Here is a 24,772-nt window from a genome sequence, read left to right as displayed (position 1 = left end):
GATGTTGTGGGCTCTCGTTGGGCGAGAGCCTCCTAGCTATATATTTGGTTTATAACATTCTTGCAGTAGATTGAACACTTTGAAAGTATATGAGCGCCATACGAGATATATGAGCGCCATACGAATTATATGAGCGCCATACGAATTATATAGGCACCTTACTAATACATGAGCAAATTTTTTACTTTGGACTAGGTAAAATATATCTTCGCCCTTTATTCTCCCCGACACTGTGGAGATTCATATTAGTCAATAGCCTTTTTGCTAAATGCCTTGACGAAATCTGAAGAAAATCGCAAAATTGTTTATTTGAAATAGAAGTTCCATACAGAAGAGCGTAATCTTCAAGAGTAGGTAAATGGAGATTTATGCACTTCAAAGAACACTTTGAACAAAACCAAGCCCCGTACTTCCTTACAACAGGCATATAAAAGCACTTAGTACAATAAACACCTTTGATAATATCCTTTTCTTCAACCTGATACCTTTTTAATAAGTCGGGATTTTCGGGAGTGTGGTGTCGTACGAGCAGCTTCGAAAGCTTTGTGATCTCTTTTTTCGTCAGCTTCTCAACAGAATGCATCTTATCGAAAACTTGAATTCGTTCTTGTAGATAAGGACTATGGGTGACATATTGAAGTACGTCTTTATGAGAGGGAAGGGATTTGATGATGGTTCTGGGGTTACTCATTACAACTAGAGAATGGATAGGGATATTAGGAACACGATTTCTAGACAGCCAATCAGTTAAATGCGAACGCTGGCGCTTTACTTGAAAAATAGGATTTTGAAAGGCTTCTTCCGTACCGTCGTCTCGGATTCGGATGACCAAATGGAGGTGATCAAAATGTAAAGTGCCAGTGATATATTTAACTTCGAGGATTAAAATGTAGCGCGAGGATATGAGAAGAGTATCGATCTGAAAAAAGCTGTCATGGGCAGCCAGCCTCAAGTCATGAAGAACACAATAGTCCTTGCTCAAGAAGGGCTTTAAAAAATAATCATTGGATTGTTCACCATGGTGTCCTGCGAGTCTTCCGCCTAATTCATCTAAAATAGGTAGTAGCCTCGGGTGGTTTTGAATTAAACGCCGTTGAAACACCTCCAGCTTCTTAATTCTAAGCGACTTTGAACGATTTTTAACTAACATGGTCGTCCTCCTTTGCTTAACTATTCTTCTTAACTGAAGTTTTACCTGCCTATAAAACAATAAAAAACAGCCCCGCAATAGCGAGACTGCTCTCAAACTCACATTCAAGATTATTATCTAACCTGACCATCACCAGTCATACGATATTTAATCGTAGTAAGGGCTGGCAAGCCCATCGGCCCACGAGCATGAAGCTTTTGCGTAGAGATTCCGATCTCAGCTCCAAATCCAAGTGCTGAGCCATCCGTGAAACGTGTTGAAGCATTTTGGTATACGGCAGCAGCGTCAACGTTATTCAAGAAAGTTAGTGCAGTCTCAGCATCTTCTGTCACCACAGCTTCTGAATGCTTCGTTCCATAACGCTCAATGTGGGCTACCGCTTCTCCCGCTGATCTAACAACTTTCACAGCTACAGCTAGGCTTAAATATTCCTCAGCCCAGTCTTTCTCAGTTGCTGGGATAACGTCTGGCAGCAACTTGGCAGCCTTTTCGTCACCATGAACTTCAATATCATGCTTTTCAAAAAGAGCTTGAACTTTATCTTTGTGTTGCTCTAACCAAGCCTCATGAAAAATAAACGTCTCGGCTGCATTACATACAGCAGGTCGGTCTGTTTTTGCATTTTCCATAATGGCCAATGCTTTTTCAACATCTGCAAACTGGTCAACATAGATGTGGCAGTTACCTACACCTGTTTCCAGCACAGGTACAGTCGCATTCTCAACGACTGTTTGAATCAGAGCACCACCTCCACGAGGAATCAACACGTCAATGTGTTCCTTCATCGTAAACAACTGCCCGGCAGCCTCACGATCTGTTGAAGCAATAAACTGTACAGCATCCTCAGGAATCTTTGTATCCGCAAGCGCTTTATGAATGACAGATACAATTGCAGAGTTAGAGTGAATTGCATTTGATCCGCCTTTTAGCACAATAGCGTTGCCTGATTTTAATGCGAGACCTGTAGCGTCCACAGTTACGTTCGGACGGGCCTCATAGATCATTCCAATAACACCCAATGGAACACGTGCTTGCTCAACTTTTAGCCCGTTGTTCAAAGTCCAGCCGGATAAAATCTCACCGACAGGATCTTGCAGTTCAACAACTTCACGAAGTCCTTCAGCAAATTCCTTTACACGGTCTGAAGTCAGGCGCAGACGGTCCATAAGAGCATCGGAAAAGCCTTTTTCTTCACCGTTTAATAAATCTTTCTTATTCTCTTCTAAAATGAATGCTGACTCTTTTTCTAAGAAATCAGCGATTACTAATAAAGCTTCATTTTTTTCTTTTTCAGTTAGTAAGGCAAGCTTTTTTGAAGCTTTCTGTGCAAGCTTTGCCTGCTCTTTTACATTCAATAGTTTGGTTGTACTTTTAAAAGTACTCATCCAACGCCTCCTTGTAATTTTTAAACGTTTGTTTAATTTTTCCCTCAAATTTACCTTAGTGGATTGGTACAGCTAAACGTGTGTGACACACTAGATCATCATTATTTATGGCTTCTTGTGGACCAGCTTCTTCAAGTTCGTCAGTTGAGAAGCCCTTAATTTTAATAAGCTGTTTAGAGGAATAATTTGATACACCTAATCCAACTTCATTGCCATCAAGATCTTTTATTCGGACGACAGAACCCTTTTTAAAGTGTCCACTTACATAATGAATTCCTGTAGGATAAAGGCTCTTCAGATCATCAATGCCTTTTTTGGCTTTATTCGTAACGACGATTTCACCTTCTGGACCTGAATGGAATGCAATCCATTGAAGCTTCGTATCCAGGTTGAAATCATTTTTTTCAGGAACAAAATAAGTTCCCCGCGCATCTCCATAAACAGCTTTATGGATGATGTCTTTACCAGTTGCGTTACCCAAGAATGAAGGGATGCCGGAAGCCATTGCGATCTTGACAGCATCAATTTTGGAACGCATTCCGCCTGTACCCACTTCACTTCCGGGTTCACCCGCGGATTCCTCAATTTCTGGTGTAAGTTCGCTTACTTTCGTCAATAGCTTAGCTTCAGGATTCCTTCTAGGATCTTCTGTATATAAACCATCGATATCCGAAAGTATGATCAATTGATCCGCATCAACGAGTCCCGCAACTTTTGCAGAAAGTGTATCGTTGTCTCCGAACTTTAGGCGCTCAACGGTGACTGTGTCATTTTCGTTAACGATCGGAATAATACCTCGGTCTAATAGAACGTTAATTGTATTACGTGCATTGTGGTAGCGATCACGGTCAGAAAAGTCGCTGCGGGTAATTAAGATCTGTGAAGCTGTATAGCCATGAGAAACAAATCTTTCAGAATAAGCTTCCATTAGAAGGCCTTGTCCGATAGATGCTGCCGCTTGTTTTTCTGCTAACGTCGTAGGACGGTTAAGACATCCTAAACGCCTGTAGCCTGCTGCAACTGCACCGGACGAAACCAGCAATACTTCGTGTCCTTCATCTTTTAATTTCACGACTTCATCTACAAGACGCTCTAATTTACGTCTGCTGATATCACCAAGTCCGCTCGTTAATGAGCTGGATCCTATTTTAATTACGATACGTTTTTTTCTTGTTTCATTTAAATCCATATCTGGTGTTAATCACTCCTGTTTTCTTAGATAATTTTTCTTTGTTTTTGTTTTCTGTTCCGGTCAAAAATACAACGTTAAACAGTATATCATGGCTGTATTTTATGACAACAGGGGTTGGTGAGATAGTGTAGAAAACGGGCAAAAAGTGAAGAAAACGGAAGAAAAGTTGGATATATACGCTATAGAGGGTGAGGGGAGATGAGAGGAGCACAGAGCCTAATATACCGCCATATTTTCAAAGAAACTTTTACCATAAAATGCAAAAACCCCTCTAATTAAAGAGGGGAGCAAAGTTAATCTTAATAGTCTTTTTCCATTTTGCGTTTCGCCAGATATGGACGGCCCCAAACGACGTAAGCTGCATAATGAGCAAAGATGACGTTTGCGATGAATACCGTTATAAAGAAACTATGCACAAACAGGCTTAAACTGTCATATGCCATAAATAATCCAACGTAAGTCCATAACAGGGCGATAAACGGCGTCTGCAAGAGTGCAAGCTTACGACTGTCATTCCATAAGAATAAAGGTGTCGCAGTTGCTACAAACAAATAAACCATAAAAACATCCATTACATATCAACCCCTTGAAGTATTGTTTGCGCTTACAATTTTGACAAATTAGCGTCTAAAATGTGAACGATTTGTTACATTTAGTATACCACAATAGGAGAAAAATGCCACATGGATTTGTACATTTTTTTGAAAATTCAAGATTTATGCTAAACAAAAGAATCCAGAAGCCCAATAAGGCAACGGATTCTCAGGATTATCATTTATAGTGGAAAGCGCCAATATCTTTCTTTTTGAACCCATTCAAGCATCGCGGGATCTTTTTCTACACTATTAACAAGCCATTGTGTCTGCGAGCGATGTGCTTTAATGCAGTTCATTTTATCTTCAAAAACATCAGAAACATCTGTAACGATGTGAGGTGCGCCAAGGTCTTCTTCCGAATTTTTCGCGAATGCGACACATAAAAGTTCAGGACGTTCCATTTCAGGCATAGCTTTCACGGCACGTACGACTGCTCTGCCTGTAGCTTCATGATCGGGATGAACACTGTATCCAGGGTAAAACGTAATAATAGTCGCTGGCTTTACTTCCTCAATTACGGATAAAAACTGGTCAGCCAGGAGCTGTTCGTCTTCAAATTCAATTGTTTTATCACGCAATCCGAATTGCCGCAGGTCTTCTATGCCAACTGCAGCACATGCATTCTCCAGTTCTTTTTGACGGATAAGCGGCAGGGATTCACGTGTTGCGAAAGGCGGATTTCCCATGTTTCTGCCCATCTGGCCTAAAGTAAGGCAAATATAAGTAACGGGTGAACCTTTTTTCGTGTGTTTGGCAATTGTCCCTGATACTCCGAACGCCTCATCATCAGGATGTGGAAAGATGACTAACAAGTGATCGTTCATGAATGATAACCTCCTTTATACATCAAATGGGGAAGAACTGAGCTGAAGAGCGACAGCCAGGCGGCCTTCCTGATCGTGACCCGCAAGAAGAAGCCTTCCTTCTGAGTCGATTTCCCAATGTGTTAATCCTTCTGCATAAATCCAGCCAAGTTCAATCTTTAAACCGACACGAAAAGGGCCGATCCCCATGATTTTTCCAGATAAAGGGGTTACTTTTCCGTTACGGATATATGCATTAACAGTAAGTACTGATTCATTATTGTGATTGGCATAAGCGCCATTTGTCGTTTCCAGATGCAAATAAAGTTCTTTTCCAATAAGTTGATCCAGTGCGTTCTGGACATCATTAGCTTGAATAGGCTGCATACCTTCACACTCCTGCTAGATAGATGTACTTATTATAATCCAAAACGTCGAAAATCGTGTATGATATGCCTGCCATAAGAAAGAGAGCTGATTGCAAGAACCAGGCTCCCTATAAAAATTACTTATTTAATTTGTCGCGGTATGCACCGTGCCATGTTGGTCCTACATATTGGTTTAGTTCAAAACCAGATGCAATGGCTTCTGTAATAAAATCTTTTGCTGTTAAAATCGCTTCACGCACCGACTTGCCTTTTGCAAGCTCAGCCGTAATGGCAGCTGAGAATGTGCAGCCTGCTCCATGCGTCCACGTTGTTTCAATTCTCTCAGATTCTAATACTTCAAATTCATTGCCATCATATAAAACATCTACCGCACTTTCATGGTCCAGCTTGCCGCCGCCTTTAACGATTACGTATTTTGCGCCGTTGGCTTTAATCTTATGAGCTGCTTCCATCATCTGTTCAACTGTCGTAATAGGCTCCATACCTGCAAGCTGTGCCGCTTCAAAAAGATTTGGTGTAACAACCGTAGCTTTTGGTACAAGAACGTTTTGAAGCGTACTTGCCAGTTCAGGGTGAAGCGGTTCAGCACCTTTACAAACCATAACTGGATCAACGACTACGTTTTGCAGATTATGTTTTTCAATCAATTCGGCAGTTGCTTGGATTACTTCTACAGAAGCAAGCATCCCCGTTTTTAATGCATCGACTCCAATTCCTGCGACAACGGTTTCTAACTGCTTTTTAAACATATCGATTGGCAGTAGGAATACTTCGTGAAACCAGTCGCGATGCGGATCTTGAGCAACTACAACGTTAAGTGCAGTCATTCCGTAAACGCCAAGCTCCTGAAACGTTTTTAAATCCGCTTGAATACCAGCTCCGCCGCTAGTATCAGAGCCCGCTATTGTAAGTGCTTTTTTAGGTGACATTCGATTATCTCCTTTTAAGTTCGTTTCTGTTTCTGTAACAGATTATATCAAAAGAAAAAGTGAAAAGGAAAAGTTGTGGCTATTAGCAAATAGCACCAATCGGAATCAAGCGGTTGACTTATTTGTATATACAGGTTAAATTATTTCTGTGATATGTATATACAAGTTTTGCGATACATGTAAACGCTTCAAACTACAGTTTGATTAAAGTCATAGTTTTCATCACATGATAGAAAAGGGTATAGCATTGAAGAGTCCATTTTATTATCTGTGAAAATGGAAACGGTTTCTAGGAGGGAACGTAAATGAGCAAAATCCGTGAAACAGCTGAACAAATCGTCGAGGCTCTCGGCGGTAAAGATAATATATCTGCGGCTACACACTGTGTCACACGGCTTCGCCTCGCATTGAAGGACGAAGGGAAAGTAGATGAGAAAGCACTTGAGGATATTGATCTAGTTAAAGGATCGTTCTCAGCAAACGGTCAGTATCAAGTCGTCATCGGACAAGGAACCGTTGATAAAGTGTACAACGAATTTATCGACATCACTGGTACAGGACGGGCTTCAAAAGAGGACATTAAAGACGAAGCAAGCAAGAAATTGAATCCGCTTCAACGAGCGATCAAAGCCTTAGCTGATATCTTTATCCCGATTCTGCCTGCCATCGTTACAGCAGGTCTATTGATGGGTATTAACAACATCCTGACTGGACCGGGAATTTTTTATGATGAAAAATCATTTATTGATGTTCATAAAAACTGGGCAGACCTTGCGGGAATCATTAATTTGATCGCGAATACCGCTTTTGTTTTCTTGCCTGGTCTGATCGGATGGTCAGCTGTTAAAAAGTTTGGCGGAAGTCCTTTATTAGGTATCGTTCTGGGACTTATGCTGGTGCATCCAGACCTGCTTAACGCATGGGATTACGGGAAAACGAAGGATATTCCAACGTGGAATCTTTTTGGACTGCCGATTGAAAAGGTTGGGTATCAAGGCCAAGTGCTGCCTGTCCTAATTGCTTCTTATGTGTTGGCTAAAATTGAACTCTTTTTGAAAAAGCGCATTCCTGATTCGCTGCAGCTGTTGTTAGTTGCACCAATTACATTATTAGTAACAGGATTCTTGGCATTTATCGTTATTGGTCCAATTACGTTCTCAATTGGTAATGCTGTAACTGACTTCTTCGTATCTATTTTTGACAACTTTGCTTGGTTAGGCGGATTGATTTACGGAGGATTTTACGCACTTCTCGTTGTAACGGGAATGCACCATACGTTCTTAGCAGTGGATCTGCAGCTTATTTCAAATACTGGCGGTACGTTCTTATGGCCGATGCTTGCTTTATCAAACATCGCACAAGGGTCAGCTGCACTTGCCATGTTCGTTGCTGCACGTGATGAAAAGCTTAAAGGTCTTGCTGGAACATCAGCTATATCTGCTTATCTTGGGATCACAGAACCTGCAATGTTCGGGGTGAATTTACGCTTTAGATATCCATTTATCTTCGCGATGATTGGTTCTGCAATCGCAGGTATCGTGATTACTATTGCGGGCGTACGCGCCTCTTCCATTGGTGTAGGGGGAATTCCAGGATTCCTTTCAATCCTGCCTGGAAGCTGGGGTTCATTCTTCATCGGCATGGGTATCGTTATTGTCGTGCCTTTTGTACTGACGTATCTCTTTGCAAAAGTAAAAAAAGAGAAGTAAGCATTTGTTGCTATGAGAAGTGGTTGATTTCCGTTACAGGATGCTCGCTTTCCGCGGGCGTACGGTGAGCCTTGGAGGAAGTTGGTAAAAACTCGTATTCAAGGAAGAATTTGTGCTCCTGCGTCTGCAAGAAAATACTACCGAAGCGGCTTCCTCGTCGCATGCCTTGCGAAGGTGGTTGGCACGCTATTCCCGCAGGAGTCTCGCACCTTCCGCTCCGATTCAAAAGCAACAATCTTTTAGAATAGAGCTTAAAAACAAAACAACCGGATGACTCATAATTTTCCGGTTGTTTTCATTGATAATGAAAAATTTTATGGCGGTGAAAATATGAAAAAGGAACCATGGTGGAAACGATCAGTTGTATATCAGATCTATCCGAAAAGTTTTAATGATACAACAGGAAATGGAACAGGGGATATCCAAGGAATCATTGATAAATTAGATTATCTAAAGAATTTAGGTGTCGATGTGTTATGGCTCACTCCGATCTATGATTCTCCTCAGCGCGATAATGGATATGACATTCGTGATTATTATAAAATATTTGATGAATATGGAACGATGGAAGACTTTGACCGTTTACTGGCGGAAGCTCACAAGCGTGATCTGAAGATCATCATGGATATTGTCGTAAACCATACGAGTACTGAGCACGAGTGGTTCGAGCAGTCACGTTCTTCTAAGGACAATCCATATCGCGATTTTTACATCTGGAAAGATCCTGTTAATGGCGGGGAGCCGACCAATTGGATCTCTAAATTCGGAGGTTCTGCGTGGATACTAGATGAGGAAACAGGACAGTATTATCTTCATCTCTTTGACGTGACGCAGGCTGATCTGAACTGGGAAAACACAGAGGTTCGCCAAAAGGTTTATGAGATGATGAACTTCTGGTTTAAAAAAGGTGTTGATGGCTTCCGTCTGGACGTGATTAACCTGATCTCGAAAAATCAGGAGTTTCCTAATGATGATGGGTCAGTGGCACCTGGTGACGGCCGTAAATTCTACACAGATGGACCGCGTGTTCACGAATATATGCAGGAGATGAACAGAGAGGTCTTCTCGAAGTATGATGTGCTGACAGTAGGAGAGATGTCATCCACGACAATTGATAACTGCGTAAAGTATACGAATCCAGATCGAAACGAGTTAAGTATGACCTTCAACTTTCATCACTTAAAAGTGGATTATCCGAACGGTGAAAAGTGGAGTATTGCAGACTTTGATTTCTTAAAATTGAAAGATATTCTCTCCACTTGGCAAGTGGAAATGCATAAAGGCGGAGGCTGGAATGCGCTGTTCTGGTGCAACCACGATCAGCCGCGAATCGTGTCCCGCTATGGTGACGATGGGAAGTACCGTGTGGAATCAGCAAAAATGCTTGCAACAACGATCCATATGATGCAAGGTACACCATACATTTATCAAGGTGAAGAGTTTGGTATGACAAATCCGAAGTTCGATTCGATCGATCAGTATCGCGATGTTGAATCTTTAAACATGTTTAAACTTCTAAAAGAAGAAGGGCGCAGTGAAGAAGAAATCTTAGAAATTCTAAAGCATAAGTCTCGTGATAATTCCCGTACGCCTGTCCAATGGAACAATGAAAAAAATGCCGGATTCACATCGGGTGAACCTTGGATTCCGGTTGCGAAGAACTACAAGGAAATAAATGCAGAAGCAGCGGTTAAGGACGAGGATTCTGTCTTTTATCATTATCAGAAACTCAATAAGATCAGAAAAGAACTGAATGTTTTGACTTATGGCGATTTTGAGCTTATTTTAGAGGATCACCCAGAAATTTTCGCATATTTCCGTAATGGCGAAAATGGTGAAAAACTGCTTGTCGTTAATAATTTTTATGGGAAAGAGACTCAGTTCACATTGCCAGGTGGAATAGCTCTGGATGGCTATAAAGCAGATGTGCTGATCAGTAACTACGAATCTGTACCTGAGGATTACTCTTCATTTACAATGAGACCGTATGAATCTGTCGTTTTTCACTTGATTAAATAGTGCTACAATAAGCATGGTGAATAAAGATGCGAAAAAATAAATTTCAAGAAATCTATCAAGAATTATCTTCACAGATTGGACAGGGTATTATTCCGGCAAACACACAGCTTCCATCCGAACACGAGCTAGCCGACCGCTATGATACATCGAGAGAAACGGTTAGAAAAGCTCTCAATCTTTTGTCTCAGAACGGATTTATCCAAAAAATCCGCGGCAAAGGTTCGATTGTTCTCGAAACGAATAAGTTAAGTTTCCCTGTCTCTGGCTTAGTAAGCTTTCAAGAGCTGTCAGAAACGATGGGGAAAACCAGTGTAACGACTGTTCATGATTTTGGCTTAATAGAACCGGACAGCTTTTTACAGCAGCAGCTTCAGGCAGATGAGGATGAACTTGTCTGGAAGGTTATTCGTTCTAGACAAATTGACGGGGAAAACATCATTTTAGATAAGGATTTCTTTTTAAAAACGTACATTCCGAAGCTGTCAAAAGAAATCGCGGAAAAATCCATTTACGCTTATATAGAGAAAGAGCTGGGGTTAACGATCAGCTTTGCGAAAAAAGAAATCGTGGTTGTCGATTGTACAGATGAAGATAAACAACTGCTGGACTTAGATGGGTTTCAGCATGTTGTTGTCGTTAAAAACTATGTGTATCTAGACGATGCAAGCCTTTTTCAATATACAGAATCACGCCACCGGTTAGACAAATTCCGATTTGTGGATTTTGCAAGACGGGGTAGATAGAAGAACGAAAGGAGAGAGGGGGAAGTTGCCTCGCTCCTTTTTTTGTTAGTTTTTTGGCAGTGGTGGTGTCGTTTATTGTCGGCAAATGTAGACTCGTGGATAAATGCCTGTAATTTCTGGATTGAAGAGCAAAATTTTTGGATTTCCCCCTAAAACTCGTGGATTCAACAGCAAAACTTTTGGATTCATCGTAATTAGCTACTAATTTATATCCCCAACATACCCCTTATGGAAATATTTACCGATATTTATCGCTTGAATCATCGGAATCAGCTCCTGAGGATAGAAGTTATACTCCGAAAGCCGGTCAATCGGCAGCCAAACAACACCCGTTTGAGTGGAATCAGGCACAATTGGCTCAAACTTTTCTGGAATCTCCATCAAAAAAGCTTCAAAGATATGCTCCACAATATGCGCTTGATTGTCCTTAGACTGATCAGATATGTGATTTTTGCTTATAAACTCTCGCACCCATACAAGTCCTTCAACCTGGGTTTTCACACCAAGTTCTTCCATACATTCACGGACAACTGCATCGGATAATGTTTCATTAAATTCCTGACCGCCACCTGGTAAAATGTATTTTTTATTGCGCTCGCTTTTCTTTTCTATTGTGAGTAAATGGTGATCATGGATGATTAAAGCCTTCACAGAACTTCGAATTTTATACAATTGCAGCACCCTCCGGAATCATTCTCTCCTTTAATTTACCACTCTTAAAGTGTTGACAGCATCTGTAAAGTCCGTTAGTATTTAAACAGTTACTCATTCACTTCAACGCATAAAAGCGTTTAAGCGTGTAAGTGAAATCTTGTGATTTATACGAACGGAGGAAATATCCTTATGAAAAAACAAATCTCACTACCGATAGCGCTCGTTTTATTTACAGCGATCTTTGCTGTTATGTTTACGAGTCTTGTATATACAAAAGTTGAGCCTCACATTCCATTGCTGGCTTGTTTAGTTTTATTGTCGGCAGTTGGTGCGGTATTTGGAGCCAGCTGGAAAACACTCGAAAAAGGTATGTTCAATGGCATCATCGCTGGTCTGCAGCCGATTATGATTCTTTTAACAGTTGGCCTTGTTATTGCAAGCTGGATGTTAAGCGGAACAGTTCCTACTCTGCTGTTTTATGGTATGGATATCATTCAGCCAGAATGGTTTGCTGTCAGCGCACTCCTTATTACAGTGATCGTTTCATCATTTACGGGAAGTTCTTTTACAACTGTTGGTACAGTTGGAGTCGCTCTTATGGGAATCGGACATGTGTTAGGTGTGAATCCTGCATTGGCAGCAGGAGCAGTTGTATCTGGAGCATGTTTTGGAGATAAGATGTCACCTTTATCAGATTCGACTAACTTTGCACCTGGTGTTGTTGGTGTGAACATGTTTGATCACATTCGCCATATGATGTGGACAACAGTACCCGCCTTTATTCTAACTGCTATTGCATTTTTTGTTCTTGGTGGAAAAGGGACGGGAGCCGCTAACTTTGAGGAAATTCAACAGATTCAATCTGTACTTTCCAATGAATTTCCGATACATGCAGTAACTCTTATATCACCAATCGTTGTACTTGTTTTAGCGTTTAGAAAACTTCCGATCATTCCGATTTTATTAGCAGGTGTGGTTGTTTCAATCGCGGTCTCATTTTTCTTGATACCAGATTTGACAGTACAAAAAGTGATGAACATTATGCAAAACGGCTTACAGACGGAAACCGGCAACGGTACAGTAGACAGTATCGTAAACAAAGGCGGATTATTATCGATGATGTGGTCGATTTCGCTTGTAGTCATTGCCTTAGCGTTAGGCGGAGTGATTCAAGCACTTGGATTGTTCGATCTATTGTTTGGAGCTGTAAAAAACACAACGCAAAAAGCAGGGAAGCTTATTGCAACAACCTTGGCTTCCTCAGTAGGAATTAACTTGCTTGCAGGCGAGATGTACTTGTCCATTCTTTTGCCGGGTCAGGCGTTAAAAGATGCCTATGTAAAATCAGGTGTACCATTAAAGAACCTGTCGCGAACAGTAGAAGATGGAGGAACACTTGTGAATCCGCTCGTACCATGGAGTGTCAGTGGTGCATTCTTTGCATCAACGTTAGGAGTATCAGTTATTGAATACATCCCATACGCATTGTTCCTTTGGTTATCACCAATGTTTACACTGTTGCTTGCGTACACAGGCTGGAGCATCGGCCAGAAAAAATCAAAAACAGACAAAAGCGAACATGCAGCCGCATAAAGTAAGAATAGTGAGACTCATCAGGTTATGGAAGAAGCCTTTTGAGTCTTTTTCTTCGCTATTTATGAAATCTTTGTATTGTTGACGTTCTTCTAGGCGGAATTTTAAGTTGGAAAATAATGCTTGGGGTGAAGATAAAGCTTCACGGGGTGAAACCTCAAACCTTTGGGGCGAAACTGATCCTCGTTGGGGCGAAACGGTTATTACGTGTTTGGATGAAACACCATCGATAATGGGCGAACGTGTAATAAATAAAAGAACACGTACTGTAAAAGCCCCACCAAAAGCATGGTCCACATAAGGAAAAGAGGGTTCCCTTCAATGGGGAACCCTCTTTTTGCTCTTTATTGTTTTACCTCTTTCTTTAAGAAACCAGCGATAAACGCAGTCACGGCTGCACCGATCAAAATTGCCAAGATGTAAAGAAGAGGATTACCGTTTACGATCGGAATAACGAATGCCCCGCCATGCGGTGCTGGGAGGCCGATGCCAAACACCATGGAAAGTGCTCCTGCAACAGCTGATCCTGCAATTGCTGCAGGGATGACACGTCCTGGGTCGGCAGCTGCAAATGGAATAGCTCCTTCCGTAATAAAGGAAGCACCCATGATGTAGTTCGTCTTACCTGCTTCTCTTTCTGCTTTCGTGTACTTCTTTTTGAATAATGTTGTTGATAAAGCAAGACCAAGCGGCGGAACCATTCCACCAGCCATAATGGCAGCATGCGGTGCGAAGTTTCCAGCATCAATCATCGCAATACCAAATGTGAAGGCTGCTTTATTGATAGGGCCGCCCATATCGATGGCCATCATACCGCCTAAGATTAACCCAAGCAATACGAGGTTCCCAGTTCCCATTCCTTTTAGCCAGACTGTCAGCGCATCATTCAGCGCTTTTACAGGTTCGATCACAATGTACATCATTATCAGACCTGTTAACAAAATTCCGAACAGAGGATATAAAAGGACAGGCTTGATACCCTCTAATGAATCAGGTAATGTGCTGAACACTTTCTTTAATCCAACCACGAGATAACCAGCTAAGAAGCCTGCGATCAATCCACCTAAAAATCCAGCTCCGCCTGTTGCTGCCATGAATCCGCCGACCATACCAGGAGCAAAGCCAGGTCTGTCAGCGATACTCATCGCGATAAAACCGGCAAGTACAGGAATCATCAGAGCAAAGGCATTCCCGCCTCCAATGGTATTCAGTGCTTCAGCTATTGGGTGGTAAGAAGGGTCATTAGGGTCAAATGCTTTAATCCCAAAGATGAACGAGATCGCAATCAAGATACCTCCTCCAACAACGAATGGAAGCATGTTTGATACACCGCTCATTAAATGCTTATAAAATCCGGATCTTCCATGTTTAGCCGTATTATTTTTTTCATTAGATTGTGAGTTTCCGCTGCTTTTGTAAACCGGCGCATCTTGATCGAGTGCCTGCTGAATGAGTTCTTCAGGTTTTCTGATCGCTTGTGCAACGGGAACCTGAATAACATGCTTGCCGTTAAAGCGGTCCATTTCCACTTGCTTATCGGCTGCTACAATGATCGCGTCGGCTTCTTCGATATCTTTTTTTGTAAGACCATTTTTGATTCCACTCGAACCATTTGTTTCAACTTTTAAATTTACGCCCATTTCCTTCGCTTTTGCTTTAAGAGAATCGGCAGCCATATACGTATGCGCAATACCTGTCGGACAGGCTGTAACCGCTAAAATTTTTTGACGGGAGGCTGACACGATAGGGTCAACTTCTGCTTCCATCTCTTTTTCTTTTGCATCAATAGCTTGCAAGATTTCTTCTTTCGTTGCAGCCGTATCTAGTTTTTTTCTAAATCCGGCATCCATTAAAAAGCTGGATAGTCTTGAAAGAGTCGCTAAATGATCATTATTGGCTCCTTCATAAGCTGCAATCATGAAGAATAAATGAGCATCCTGGCCATCCAAAGATTCATAATCAATCCCATCTCTAGAGCGGCCAAATGCGATCGCAGGCTGGCTGACAGCATTTGTTTTTGCATGCGGAATGGCAATGCCTTCGCCTATCCCGGTCGTGCTCTGACTTTCTCTTGCTAAAATTGCCTTTTTGTATTCTTCTTTATCATTTAATTTTCCTGCAGAGTGCAGTTTATCGATAAGTTCATCAATTACTGTCTCTTTAGAATGGGATTCTAGATGTAATATGATGGTATCCTTCGTTAGTAAATCTGTAATTTTCATAATTTCAACCCTCCAAAAGATTAAATTTTTTATATCTCTTGTACAGAAATTTCTCTCAGCAGCTTCTCAACCAGCTCGTTTTTACAAAGATCTTCAGAAAATGCAGTAGCACTGCCGGAAGCAACTCCATATTGAAAGGCCGTTTGAAAGTCGCTGTTCCGGACGATTTGAGAAAGAAAGCCTGCTACGACTGAGTCTCCGGCACCAACTGAATTTTTCACAGTTCCAGCAGGTACGTTTGCAAAAAGTGCTTGGTCATTATTAAGGAAAATCGCGCCTTCGCCAGCCATTGAAACAATGACATTCTGTACGCCTTCATTCAGCAGTTTCTTTCCATAGAAAACGGCATCTTCCATACTCTCAACTTTCGTTTGAAAAAGGTCACCTAACTCATGATGGTTAGGCTTTATTAAAAATGGCTTGTACGGAAAAGTTTTTATTAGGGCTGTTCCTGTAGTATCAATAACGACTTTAATGCCTTTTTGGAGACACTTTTTTGCAATCTCCCCGTAAAAATCGTCTGCGATGGATTGCGGGATACTGCCTGCTAAGACAAGATAGTCGCCTTCATTCATGGTGTGTATTTTTTCAAGCAATTCGTGCTGTTTAGCATCAGAAATACTTGGTCCAAGTCCATTAATCTCTGTTTCTTTTTCAGATTTGAGTTTCACATTTATTCTTGTAGAATCTGAAACAGAAATGAAATTGTGGGTGATCTCTTCGCTCGATAGGAAATCCTTTATGAACTCTCCTGTAAAGCCCCCTAAGTATCCTAAGGCGGTACTATTAACCCCAAGCCTTTTAAGGACTCTTGAAACGTTGATTCCTTTTCCGCCGGGATACATTTGTGCAGTTTCAGTTCTGTTTAAATGGCCTTCTTTAAAATCTATTACTCTTGCGACATAATCTATGGATGGATTGAGTGTGCAAGTATATATCATGGTGTCACAACCCTTATGTTTGTTTTATCTTCAAAATCATACGCAGCATCTTCATCCAATTCGTTTGTTATAATGACAGCTTCGTTCAAATCAGCAACCTTTGAAAACGAGGCTTCATTGAACTTACTGTAATCTGCCAGAATAAATACCTCTTGTGAAAGAGAGATCGCCAGGCGTTTTACTGCAGCTTCTTCAGGATCAGGTGTAGTAAACCCTGCATCAAGATGTATGCCGTTTATTCCCATAAAACATTTATCAAACCTGTAAGAGCTTAAGCTGTTAAGGGCTCCGCTGCCGACAAGTGCCTTTGTTTTTGGTTTAACGAGACCCCCGACTACATATGTCGTAATCTGATGGTCGATCAAAGCATCAAGATGTGAAATGCCGTTCGTTACCACTGTTATTTCTTTATCCTTCAAATGAGGAATCATCAGGTGGGTTGTCGTCCCAGCATCAATATAGATACAATCGCCATCATTCACAATGTTTGCTGCAAAGTGAGCGATTTTTTCTTTTTCTGAAGAATTTCTGGCTGACTTTTCAACAACACTTAACTCTTCACTTTTTTGATGTAAAAGAGAAGCACCTCCGTGTACACGTTTAAGTTTCTTTTCTTTTTGAAGCTGGCTTAAATCTCTCCGTATAGTTGATTCGGAAGAAGATGTCGCTTCAACCAGCTCTTGTATCGTAACGACTTGCTTTTCGCCTAATCGTTCAATGATCTTTCGATGTCTCTCAGGAGTTAACATGGGGTAAACCTCCAAAAGTCTGCATTCATTGATTTTAGTTTAACGTAAGCCCTTACATTTCTCAATCAAAAACAATCAAATTCAATCAAAAACAATCAACAATAATCATTAACCATTACCATCCATCTGCTTGTATAATGGTAAGGACATCATTTTGAAAAGAGTGAAAGTATGGAATTAAAAACGGATTTTCCGAAAACGAGATCAATTTTAGCGGAGGATTTTCGCAAGCTTGGCTTGAACGAGGGTATGACAATAATCGTGCATTCCTCTTTAAAATCTCTAGGCTGGGTAGTGGGAGGACCAGTAGCTGTCGTACAGGCTTTAATGGATGTTATAACTGAAGAAGGCACGCTCATAATGCCGGCGCATACAGCGCATTATTCTGACCCGGCTGGCTGGATGAATCCGCCTGTGCCAAAAGATTGGTGGCCTGTTATTCGAGAAGAAATGCCTGCGTTTGATCCTGTGGTAACACCCACTTATTTTATGGGAGCGATTGTTGAAGCTTTTCGGACGTTTCCAGGTGTCATAAGGAGTAACCATCCAACTGAATCGTTTGCAGCGTGGGGGAAAAATAAAGAAACAATCATAAACGGTCAAACATTGGACTTTGCGCTAGGAGAAGAGTCGCCGCTTGGAAAAATGTATCAACTCGGTGGCTATGTGCTGCTGATTGGCGTTGGTTATGACTCAAATACGACGATGCATTTAGCAGAACATCGTGTTCCGGAGCCAAAAATAGAAGAAAATGCTGGACCATTTTATTTGGATGGAAAACGAGTATGGAAGACTTTCACGCAAATCTCTTACCGTGAAGAATTATTTGAGGAGATCGGAAAAGATTATGAAGAAGCGGGTCTTCCTGTTAAAAAAGGAAGAGCAGGATTAGCGGATTGCCGGCTGATTCCGCAAGTCGAACTTGTAGACTTTACACAAAAATGGCTTATCAACTACGATAATGCATCAAAGCGTGACACAAATGCTTAAAGTGCAATATTAACGGGTATCTTAAAAGCAAATCCATCTGAAATGAGGGAATTGTTATGAGACGTTCCGTACCTGCAACGATAATTTCATTTATTCTAGGTATCATACAATTAATTTTAGTTTTACGCTTTATCTTTCAATTGTTCAATGCAAATGAAGGAGCTGCATTCGCACAGCTCATTTACGGATTAAGCCAGCCGCTGCTGCTTCCTTTCGCAGCCATTTTCCCGAACATCGAATTAGCGAATGGTTTTGTTGTCGAGCTGTCTACAATTGTTGCCATCATTGTATATGGAGTTGTGGGCATGCTGCTTAAGCGTCTTTTTTCAGCCAGGAAAGATCCAGTTCACAGAGAGACCGTAATCAGAGAAGAGCCAACATCACATGACAAGAGAATTATAAAAGAAAAACGCAGATAAATAGATAAAACGATGCACTCCAGCCATTTGGGGTGTATTTTTTTGGTTGTTCTTTTTTGAAATATGGATAATAAGAAAAGAGATGGACGTTTTTATCCATCTCCCTCATTAAACCTATGTACTAAGCGATCGTGATGACTTCATATTTCGCTGAAAGCTCTACGAAGTGTGCCATTCCGGATATTTCTCCAGCTGCCAGTTCGTTCTCAACATTGTAGTGATCAACGCATGTTTTACAACCGAAGACTTTTACGCCTTTTTCTTCGATCTCTTTTAGGTGGAGTGAGCAAAGTGACTGATCCGTCAGGCAAAAAACCCCGCGATTCATAAAAAAGATAGCTGCTGGAAGGTCTGAATGCTGTTTCAATACAGTGAAATATGTCTCCATCACATTTTCACCAAGAGCAGGATCGTTACCGGTACCAAAAGAATCTGTAGTGACTAGAATGATTTTATTTTGCATAAAAAAATCACACCTCTCTTTTTTATCGTTTATGTGAATTATAACATGCTTTGACTAGCTTAAGAGACTCTTTGGTATGCTAGTAAAAGGAGGGTGATAATGATGAATGAATCTCTATTTACAGTTATTGAAAAACAAGAAGGACGCCGCGCTACGTTTGAAGTCCTGGAATATAATCAACTGCCCATTACGAATGCTGGGTCAAGTTCATCTTATTACGCAAAAGAAACAGGAGTTAAGCTGAAACAAGTCAGGATTACACTTCGGCAAGGGGCTGTACAGGCTGAAGCAGGTGCACTTCAGTTCATGAAGGGTGATCTGCAATTGAAAAGCAACGCAGGCGGTGTAGGCGGTTTTATGAAAAAGATGGCGTCCAATATTTTAACGGATGAATCACTATTTAAACCGCTTTATGAAGGAACAGGTGAGATCTACTTAGAGCCTTCCTATGGCCACTATTTATTAATGGACTTGAACGATGAAGAAGTGGTAGCGGATAAAGGAATGTTCTATGCAGCAGAGCCGACTGTTCAATTAGGAGTTGCAAGGCAAAAACTAACTTCGTCCATTAAAGGGGATGAAGGATTATTTCAGACAAAACTAAAAGGTTCAGGATTCTGTGTCCTTCAAAGCCCGGTTCCATTAAATCAGATCATGAAGGTACAACTTAATGATGAAAAACTACAAGTCGACGGTACGTTTGCTTTGCTAAGAAAGGGAGAGATCAACTTTTCGGTAAAACGTTCATCTTCTTCCATCATTGGATCTGCTACAAGCGGTGAAGGATATTTGCATGTGTTTGAAGGAACTGGTGAGGTCTGGCTGGCTCCGACTTTAGGCCGTTAACAAAATAAAAGGCTCCTCATGATTAAAAGTGAGGGGCCTTTTATTTTTATTCTTCAAATTCGTTTTCGTTATTCTCTTTTGGAACCTCAATCGGAACAGTTGGATTAGCAGTTTCTCCACCACTCTTGTTAACGGTAATCATTAAAATACCGCTGTTGTATTGCGCCTTAATATCTTCATTTCTAAACATAAAAGGCAGCTGCACAAATCGCTCTGTCCGTTTCATGGATTTTCTTTCCTGAAAATGACCGGTACGCTTATTTTTCACCGAATGAATTTCTTCTTTTTGGGCTTTGATCTGAAGCCCTTGATTAAGGACTTCTATTTGAATATCTTCAGGCTGATATTCTTTAAGATTTGCATAAATTCTGTAATCCTGAGGTGTTTCTTCTGTCTCTACCTCGAATGATAACTGATCTGCATATTGCTCAAATTGGGTTATCCCCTTATTAACAAACTGTTCAAACGACTTTAGCCAGTCATCCATAGAACGGTTATTAAAGAAAGGCATTAAAGGACCTTTTCCAAACATCCGCGATACCTCCTACGCATTGCCGGCATTATTAGAATCAAAAACATCAGGATCCAGCGTGTTAGTTGCACTGACAACATTTATTGTCTGAATAAAGTTCCCTGTATTTCCGCCGCCAGAGCCGCTATATCCCTTACCTGTCGTTTTAGGATTGATTACTAATGTATCGCCGAAATTAACAACTCCTTCTGCCGCATTGATGTTGATAGGTGCAACAATCAAACAGGGCACTTTAACACCTCCTTTTTTTAGGATTTACGAGTGTGACGTCGTCCTTCGAGATAGCTTATGTAGGTAAGAGCCTAAAGGTGAATGGATGTTTTTTATCACAGGAAGATGGGCGTATGCATAGCATATGAGGAGAACTTTAAAAAGGACTGAACGTGTATGCCGGCTATCGTAGGAAAGATATCTTTAAACGCCGTATCTAGCGGTTCTGTATTTCATATCGGTGATGTCCAGACAATCTGCCCGGTAAGTTATGCCAAAACTTATGCGGGTGCAGGTTCATTTAATACGGGTGATAACCTTCGCGTGCATAATGGCTACAACGTTACTCATACACAAGATCCAGATGTGAATGACAGTAATAACGCTACAAATTTTTAAGCGGCATGCAAATTCTTTAGTAAGAAGGCATACAACTTACTAAGGAGCTGATTGTGTATGCACGAGGAAAATAACTATTATTTGAGCAAGCTTAAGCAGATGATTGAAGTTCAAAACGACAAAATGAAAGAACTGGAACATCAAATAAAAGAACTAAAAAAGCAGGTAAAAGAAATGGCTTCAAAACCCCAAACGGTAGAATATAAGTTTGATCAATTAAAAGTAGAAAAGCTTGAGGGCACACTTCATATCGGCTTAGGCCATTCTGCTGAGAGCAAGGATTTGATCGAGCAATTCAATATCGGTCAAAATACAGTTCAGATGCCAGGACAAATGAAGCGGAGTGTCATTGAAAACCCTAATTACAGTGAAATGATAAAAGCGATGGATGAGTTCTTTGTCAAAGAAGCTCCTATATACCTGAAATCTCTTGAAACGAAAATAAATGTTCCGCTTGATGAATCGTATCGCGTTTTTATATTAGAAGATGTTCAGCGGCAAGTGCCGGGCAGAATTAAGCACTACCTTACAAAATATGAACCAAAAGATGAGCGGGGACGGAAAGATATTCTTCAAAAAACGAAAGAAGATATTTATAGAGGAATCGAAACTTTTATTGTTCATCTAAAAGATTCAAAGTCAGACGGAGGTGGCGAGAGTGAAATTTTGCGTAACCAACCATGAGTTGTTTGTAGGTGAGATCCACATCATTGGGGTAAGTCTATCATCGGTTGTTTTAGTAGGAGATACCGACTGCATCAATCTTGGGTCGGCTTTTGACACCCCTCCAGAGTCGCTTGTTTTAGGATCATCACTCGTTCCGCTATAGAGGTGAGGAAATGTACAGGACTTCTGCTGTTGACGAAGTGATCATAAATTCACTTACATCAGCTTCCGTTCTCCAAACAGGAGATACGGAAAAAATTCAATGCTTTTCAGCAGCTCTTGCTATTCAAAGAGAGCGCACAGATTTCGGCAGGTTGGATATCCCGTTAAACAAGTACGATATTTTTTCGCAGCCAGTTGTCATTCCGGTATGTCCGCCGGTAAAAATCAAAAAAACGTTCAATGCTAATCCTTTTATACGCGTTTGCAAGATTGATATTCTGGGTGTATCGAGTTCTGCGCTTCTTCATATTGGCTCTGTTTGCGAGATGACTTTGCAATCCCGCGTAAAGCACATTCGTCACTTTTTAAAAAATCCTTATCCAGATATTGAGGAGGAGGAATCATGAATCTGTTTGTGAGCCAGACCATAGTCATTCAGCAATTAAAAGTAGAAGGCATTCAAAATTCCTCAGTGCTCCAGATCGGCAGTGCTGGCGTTATACAACCGGTCTCGCAATTATTTAACACAGGCGGTTTTACAGGTCCGGCTCCTCAACTTCCTGATCCTGATACTCCTTCCGTTCCTTTAGGACCGCCTTCATAAGAGGTGAATATGAATGGACACATGGAAACAAATGATGGACTGGAAAAGGATGGCTGAAGAATATTTTGGAGATCAGTTCTTTGCCCCTAATCAGGCACCGAGTTCTGAAATAAGGCATGAAAATCCGCTTTGCAACATATACGAAACACCTCAAGAAATTTGCTGTGTGCTGGCTCTGCCTGGACTGAACCGTACGGATGACGTAGAAGTGCTCGTTGATCCATTTAAACTGACTGTGCAAGGAAAGTTATCTATTGTACTCGATTCATATCGACTGAATACAGAAGAATTTCAGCTTGGCGAGTTTAGGCGGGAGATCACGCTGCCTGTGCGGGTGCATCAAGATCCTGTTCAAGCGCATTACAGGAAAGGTCTGCTTTTTATCCGAATGCTGAAAGACACGAGACCTGGTGCCAATCAAAGAAAAGTTAATTTACATTGGGTACAGGAGTAAAGAAATGCCCCTTGACTATCGATTAGGATATCGATTACAATTTAGAAAAATAACGGAAGGAACAGGTGCATACGTCCAATGAGCAATTAATCTTATTTTTAGCCATTTACTTGAATGAATAAAGTAGAACGCTAGATAGGATTTCTCTGCCCATTTTAGGACTTAACTACATGCCTGTTTTTTTGTTGCCAAAAAACCGTATTTATAGTGGTTTTTTGCGATATTTGGCGTGGGCAGACCTCTCTAGTAAACTGGGAGGTTTTTTTTATGCTTTTATTAGAAGCGGCAGGACTTGAAAAATCATACAAAGGAAAATGTATTTTAAAACAATCTGAGCCTTTTCAGCTCTTTAACAAAGAACGTATTGGATTAGTGGGACTGAATGGCACAGGGAAATCAACATTCCTCAAACTCTTGACTGGGGCAGAAGAGGCAGATACCGGATATGTTCATCTTTTCGGTACGTTTGCTGTGGTCAGTCAGTTTGAGGAGAATTCACAGATAATAACATCAAGAAGCGAAGGGCTTTGGAATCTAAAAGGCAAAAGCTTTGAAACGATGAGCGGAGGAGAAAAGACGCGGACACAAATTGCAGCTGCTCTTGAACAGCAGCCTGACATTCTAATATTGGATGAACCGACAAGCCACTTGGATATGGACGGAATGGATCAGCTTGCAAAAGTTTTGAACCATCATCATGGTGCAGTTTTACTAGTATCCCATGACAGAGCTTTTCTGGATACGGTTTGTACCAAGATCATCGAACTTGATTAGCAAACTTTCACATTGTATCAAGGTAATTTTTCAGAGTATCTTGTTCAAAAAGAGCAAAAGCTGGAGCGGCAGCAATTTGAATATGAGCAGTATATAAAGGAAAAAGAAAGACTTAAGAATGCCGCAAAAGAAAAAGTGTCAAAAGCAAAGAGCATGAAAGATAAACCAGCACGCATGTCTCATAGTGAAGCGAAATTAGGAAAAATGAAATTCCAGAATGCAAGGAGGTCTTTAGAGAAAAGCTCGAAGGTAATTGAAAAGAGAATTGAGATGATGGATAAGAAAGAAAAGCCAAAAGAACAGCCAAAAATTGATTTTGATATTCAGCGTTTTTCTGTTATTCATAGGAAACAAGCTCTTGTTGTGAAAGATTTCTCTGTTGCATTCGGTGAGCGTCAACTGTTTAATGATGTAACTTTTACGATAAAACCGGGTATGAAGGTTGTATTGACGGGAAAAAACGGAACCGGAAAATCAACGCTATTAGAAGCCATCTATCGTGGCCACGAGAATATCGAAAAATCAAAGCAGCTTAAAATCGGTTATTTTCACCAGCACCTGAACATATTGGATGACTCTAAAAGTATTTTAGAAAATGTCATGGAAAACAGCTTGTATGATGAGACATGGGTCAGAACTATTTTGGCGAGGCTCTTATTTAAGCGTGAGAATGTCTTCAAAAAAGTTGAGGTTCTGAGTGGCGGGGAAAAGATGAAAACAGCATTAGCTAAGCTTTTCTTAAATGACCACAACTTGCTATTGCTGGATGAGCCGACGAATTATATGGATTTGTTTACAAGAGAAGCATTAGAAGAGGTTCTGATTGCCTATCCTGGCACGTTTATTCTAGCCACGCATGATAGAAGATTAATGGAAAAGGCAGCCACACATGTACTGGATCTTCAACCGCCAAAAGCAAATTGGTTTGAAGGAACTTATAGGGAGTACACAGATCATAAAAATACAGGTAGTAAGTCAGTTAATAGAACACCTGATCAGCAGGAAAAATTAATGAAACTCGAGCTTGAAATGACAGATTTAATCGGGCAGCTTTCTTCAAACGTAAAAGAAGATAGAAAAAAGGAGCTCGATCAAAGGTATCTGGAAGTTTTAAAAGAAATCAGGCAGTTAAAAACTTAATAAACTTAGTGTTGAATCTGTTGCAATAGGTTTAGCTTC

The 24,772-nt window shown here is 40.9% G+C and carries 30 protein-coding genes; 16 read left to right on the top strand and 14 right to left on the bottom strand.

The features are described 5' to 3' along the window. Positions 1 to 181: 181 nt before the first annotated feature. The 7 genes from M3196_RS15725 to pdxK form a co-directional block, all read right to left on the bottom strand. Positions 182 to 1,150, bottom strand: a complete 969-nt coding sequence (locus tag M3196_RS15725) for a nuclease-related domain-containing protein (RefSeq protein WP_251323268.1) — start codon at positions 1,148 to 1,150, stop codon at positions 182 to 184. 113 nt (positions 1,151 to 1,263) lie between these two features. Beyond that, complete coding sequence (locus M3196_RS15720; protein WP_251323267.1) at positions 1,264 to 2,535, bottom strand: glutamate-5-semialdehyde dehydrogenase; 1,272 nt, start codon at positions 2,533 to 2,535, stop codon at positions 1,264 to 1,266. A gap of 55 nt (positions 2,536 to 2,590) precedes the next feature. Further along, a complete protein-coding gene (proB, locus tag M3196_RS15715) occupies positions 2,591 to 3,724 on the bottom strand; it encodes a glutamate 5-kinase (RefSeq protein ID WP_251323266.1) in 1,134 nt (377 codons plus the stop codon). A gap of 302 nt (positions 3,725 to 4,026) precedes the next feature. Further along, positions 4,027 to 4,287, bottom strand: a complete 261-nt coding sequence (locus tag M3196_RS15710) for a spore morphogenesis/germination protein YwcE (protein ID WP_251323265.1) — start codon at positions 4,285 to 4,287, stop codon at positions 4,027 to 4,029. A gap of 215 nt (positions 4,288 to 4,502) precedes the next feature. After that, entirely contained in the window at positions 4,503 to 5,147 is a 645-nt protein-coding gene (bshB2, locus tag M3196_RS15705) for a bacillithiol biosynthesis deacetylase BshB2 (RefSeq protein WP_251323264.1), read from the bottom strand. 15 nt (positions 5,148 to 5,162) lie between these two features. Then, on the bottom strand, positions 5,163 to 5,513 hold the full coding sequence (locus M3196_RS15700) for a YojF family protein (RefSeq protein WP_251323263.1): 351 nt from the start codon (positions 5,511 to 5,513) through the stop codon (positions 5,163 to 5,165). Positions 5,514 to 5,631: 118 nt separating this feature from the next. Beyond that, positions 5,632 to 6,444 carry a pyridoxine/pyridoxal/pyridoxamine kinase gene (pdxK, locus tag M3196_RS15695; protein ID WP_251323262.1) on the bottom strand — a complete coding sequence of 271 codons (813 nt, stop codon included), beginning with the start codon at positions 6,442 to 6,444 and terminating at the stop codon, positions 5,632 to 5,634. 305 nt (positions 6,445 to 6,749) lie between these two features. On the opposite strand from pdxK, the gene treP reads away from it, so the two are divergent. The 3 genes from treP to treR all read left to right on the top strand — a co-directional run bounded on the left by treP (position 6,750) and on the right by treR (position 10,915). Then, positions 6,750 to 8,153 carry a PTS system trehalose-specific EIIBC component gene (gene treP, locus M3196_RS15690; RefSeq protein WP_251323261.1) on the top strand — a complete coding sequence of 468 codons (1,404 nt, stop codon included), beginning with the start codon at positions 6,750 to 6,752 and terminating at the stop codon, positions 8,151 to 8,153. 330 nt (positions 8,154 to 8,483) lie between these two features. Continuing rightward, the gene (gene treC, locus M3196_RS15685) at positions 8,484 to 10,172 is read left to right on the top strand and encodes an alpha,alpha-phosphotrehalase (protein WP_251323260.1); all 1,689 of its coding nucleotides are present in this window, start codon (positions 8,484 to 8,486) and stop codon (positions 10,170 to 10,172) included. Positions 10,173 to 10,198: 26 nt separating this feature from the next. After that, positions 10,199 to 10,915: a trehalose operon repressor gene (gene treR, locus M3196_RS15680; protein ID WP_251323259.1), complete on the top strand. Its 717-nt coding sequence runs from the start codon at positions 10,199 to 10,201 to the stop codon at positions 10,913 to 10,915. A 201-nt stretch (positions 10,916 to 11,116) separates the two neighbouring features. On the opposite strand, the gene M3196_RS15675 is transcribed toward treR, so the two are convergent. Continuing rightward, positions 11,117 to 11,587, bottom strand: a complete 471-nt coding sequence (locus M3196_RS15675; RefSeq protein ID WP_251323258.1) for an NUDIX domain-containing protein — start codon at positions 11,585 to 11,587, stop codon at positions 11,117 to 11,119. Between the two features lie 171 nt (positions 11,588 to 11,758). Between M3196_RS15675 and nhaC the strand changes: the two genes are divergently transcribed. Both nhaC and M3196_RS15665 read left to right on the top strand, forming a co-directional pair. Continuing rightward, a complete protein-coding gene (nhaC, locus tag M3196_RS15670; RefSeq protein ID WP_251323257.1) occupies positions 11,759 to 13,162 on the top strand; it encodes a Na+/H+ antiporter NhaC in 1,404 nt (467 codons plus the stop codon). Positions 13,163 to 13,271: 109 nt separating this feature from the next. Then, a complete protein-coding gene (locus M3196_RS15665; RefSeq protein ID WP_251323256.1) occupies positions 13,272 to 13,463 on the top strand; it encodes a hypothetical protein in 192 nt (63 codons plus the stop codon). Positions 13,464 to 13,506: 43 nt separating this feature from the next. Here M3196_RS15665 and M3196_RS15660 read toward each other — a convergent pair whose 3' ends face one another. The 3 genes from M3196_RS15660 to M3196_RS15650 are packed head-to-tail and all read right to left on the bottom strand — an operon-like array spanning position 13,507 to position 17,074. Beyond that, a complete protein-coding gene (locus tag M3196_RS15660; RefSeq protein ID WP_251323255.1) occupies positions 13,507 to 15,384 on the bottom strand; it encodes a PTS fructose transporter subunit IIABC in 1,878 nt (625 codons plus the stop codon). Positions 15,385 to 15,413: 29 nt separating this feature from the next. Next, positions 15,414 to 16,325 (bottom strand): 1-phosphofructokinase, encoded by a 912-nt coding sequence (gene pfkB, locus M3196_RS15655; RefSeq protein WP_251323254.1) that lies wholly within the window; start codon positions 16,323 to 16,325, stop codon positions 15,414 to 15,416. Further along, complete coding sequence (locus M3196_RS15650) at positions 16,322 to 17,074, bottom strand: DeoR/GlpR family DNA-binding transcription regulator (protein ID WP_251323253.1); 753 nt, start codon at positions 17,072 to 17,074, stop codon at positions 16,322 to 16,324. Before M3196_RS15650 ends, pfkB begins: the two co-directional genes overlap by 4 nt. Before the next feature lie 171 nt (positions 17,075 to 17,245). Between M3196_RS15650 and M3196_RS15645 the strand changes: the two genes are divergently transcribed. Both M3196_RS15645 and M3196_RS15640 read left to right on the top strand, forming a co-directional pair. Then, positions 17,246 to 18,064: an aminoglycoside N(3)-acetyltransferase gene (locus M3196_RS15645; protein WP_251323252.1), complete on the top strand. Its 819-nt coding sequence runs from the start codon at positions 17,246 to 17,248 to the stop codon at positions 18,062 to 18,064. Between the two features lie 56 nt (positions 18,065 to 18,120). After that, complete coding sequence (locus M3196_RS15640) at positions 18,121 to 18,483, top strand: YggT family protein (protein ID WP_251323251.1); 363 nt, start codon at positions 18,121 to 18,123, stop codon at positions 18,481 to 18,483. A gap of 121 nt (positions 18,484 to 18,604) precedes the next feature. Here the strand turns inward: M3196_RS15640 and M3196_RS15635 are convergent, their stop codons facing one another. Continuing rightward, positions 18,605 to 18,946: a DsrE family protein gene (locus M3196_RS15635; protein WP_251323250.1), complete on the bottom strand. Its 342-nt coding sequence runs from the start codon at positions 18,944 to 18,946 to the stop codon at positions 18,605 to 18,607. A gap of 99 nt (positions 18,947 to 19,045) precedes the next feature. Between M3196_RS15635 and M3196_RS15630 the strand changes: the two genes are divergently transcribed. Further along, positions 19,046 to 19,792, top strand: coding sequence for an AIM24 family protein (locus tag M3196_RS15630; protein ID WP_251323249.1), 747 nt, complete (start codon positions 19,046 to 19,048; stop codon positions 19,790 to 19,792). A 46-nt stretch (positions 19,793 to 19,838) separates the two neighbouring features. On the opposite strand, the gene M3196_RS15625 is transcribed toward M3196_RS15630, so the two are convergent. Both M3196_RS15625 and M3196_RS15620 read right to left on the bottom strand, forming a co-directional pair. Then, the gene (locus tag M3196_RS15625) at positions 19,839 to 20,324 is read right to left on the bottom strand and encodes an Hsp20/alpha crystallin family protein (protein WP_251323248.1); all 486 of its coding nucleotides are present in this window, start codon (positions 20,322 to 20,324) and stop codon (positions 19,839 to 19,841) included. Positions 20,325 to 20,336: 12 nt separating this feature from the next. Next, a complete protein-coding gene (locus M3196_RS15620) occupies positions 20,337 to 20,555 on the bottom strand; it encodes a spore germination protein (protein ID WP_251323247.1) in 219 nt (72 codons plus the stop codon). A 156-nt stretch (positions 20,556 to 20,711) separates the two neighbouring features. Between M3196_RS15620 and M3196_RS15615 the strand changes: the two genes are divergently transcribed. From M3196_RS15615 to M3196_RS15580, 8 genes are all read left to right on the top strand, one after another. Continuing rightward, a complete protein-coding gene (locus M3196_RS15615) occupies positions 20,712 to 20,933 on the top strand; it encodes a spore germination protein (RefSeq protein ID WP_251323246.1) in 222 nt (73 codons plus the stop codon). A 57-nt stretch (positions 20,934 to 20,990) separates the two neighbouring features. Beyond that, positions 20,991 to 21,617 carry a spore germination protein GerPC gene (gerPC, locus tag M3196_RS15610; RefSeq protein ID WP_251323245.1) on the top strand — a complete coding sequence of 209 codons (627 nt, stop codon included), beginning with the start codon at positions 20,991 to 20,993 and terminating at the stop codon, positions 21,615 to 21,617. Next, positions 21,592 to 21,762 (top strand): spore gernimation protein GerPD, encoded by a 171-nt coding sequence (locus tag M3196_RS15605; RefSeq protein ID WP_251323244.1) that lies wholly within the window; start codon positions 21,592 to 21,594, stop codon positions 21,760 to 21,762. The genes gerPC and M3196_RS15605 overlap by 26 nt, the downstream gene beginning before the upstream one ends. A gap of 10 nt (positions 21,763 to 21,772) precedes the next feature. Then, positions 21,773 to 22,168 (top strand): spore germination protein GerPE, encoded by a 396-nt coding sequence (locus M3196_RS15600; RefSeq protein ID WP_251323243.1) that lies wholly within the window; start codon positions 21,773 to 21,775, stop codon positions 22,166 to 22,168. Next, on the top strand, positions 22,165 to 22,365 hold the full coding sequence (locus tag M3196_RS15595; protein ID WP_251323242.1) for a spore germination protein GerPB: 201 nt from the start codon (positions 22,165 to 22,167) through the stop codon (positions 22,363 to 22,365). Before M3196_RS15600 ends, M3196_RS15595 begins: the two co-directional genes overlap by 4 nt. Positions 22,366 to 22,378: 13 nt before the next feature. Continuing rightward, on the top strand, positions 22,379 to 22,819 hold the full coding sequence (locus tag M3196_RS15590) for an Hsp20/alpha crystallin family protein (protein WP_251323241.1): 441 nt from the start codon (positions 22,379 to 22,381) through the stop codon (positions 22,817 to 22,819). A gap of 267 nt (positions 22,820 to 23,086) precedes the next feature. Then, positions 23,087 to 23,593: an ATP-binding cassette domain-containing protein gene (locus tag M3196_RS15585; RefSeq protein ID WP_251323240.1), complete on the top strand. Its 507-nt coding sequence runs from the start codon at positions 23,087 to 23,089 to the stop codon at positions 23,591 to 23,593. Positions 23,594 to 23,605: 12 nt separating this feature from the next. Further along, positions 23,606 to 24,733: an ATP-binding cassette domain-containing protein gene (locus tag M3196_RS15580; RefSeq protein WP_251323239.1), complete on the top strand. Its 1,128-nt coding sequence runs from the start codon at positions 23,606 to 23,608 to the stop codon at positions 24,731 to 24,733. Positions 24,734 to 24,772: the final 39 nt, after the last annotated feature.

Origin of the sequence: Fictibacillus nanhaiensis (assembly GCF_023715445.1) — a bacterium.
Classification (GTDB): Bacteria; Bacillota; Bacilli; order Bacillales; family Fictibacillaceae; genus Fictibacillus; species Fictibacillus nanhaiensis_D.
The sequence above is the reverse complement of the archived record's forward strand: the minus strand, read 5'-3'. Positions and strand labels throughout refer to the sequence as shown.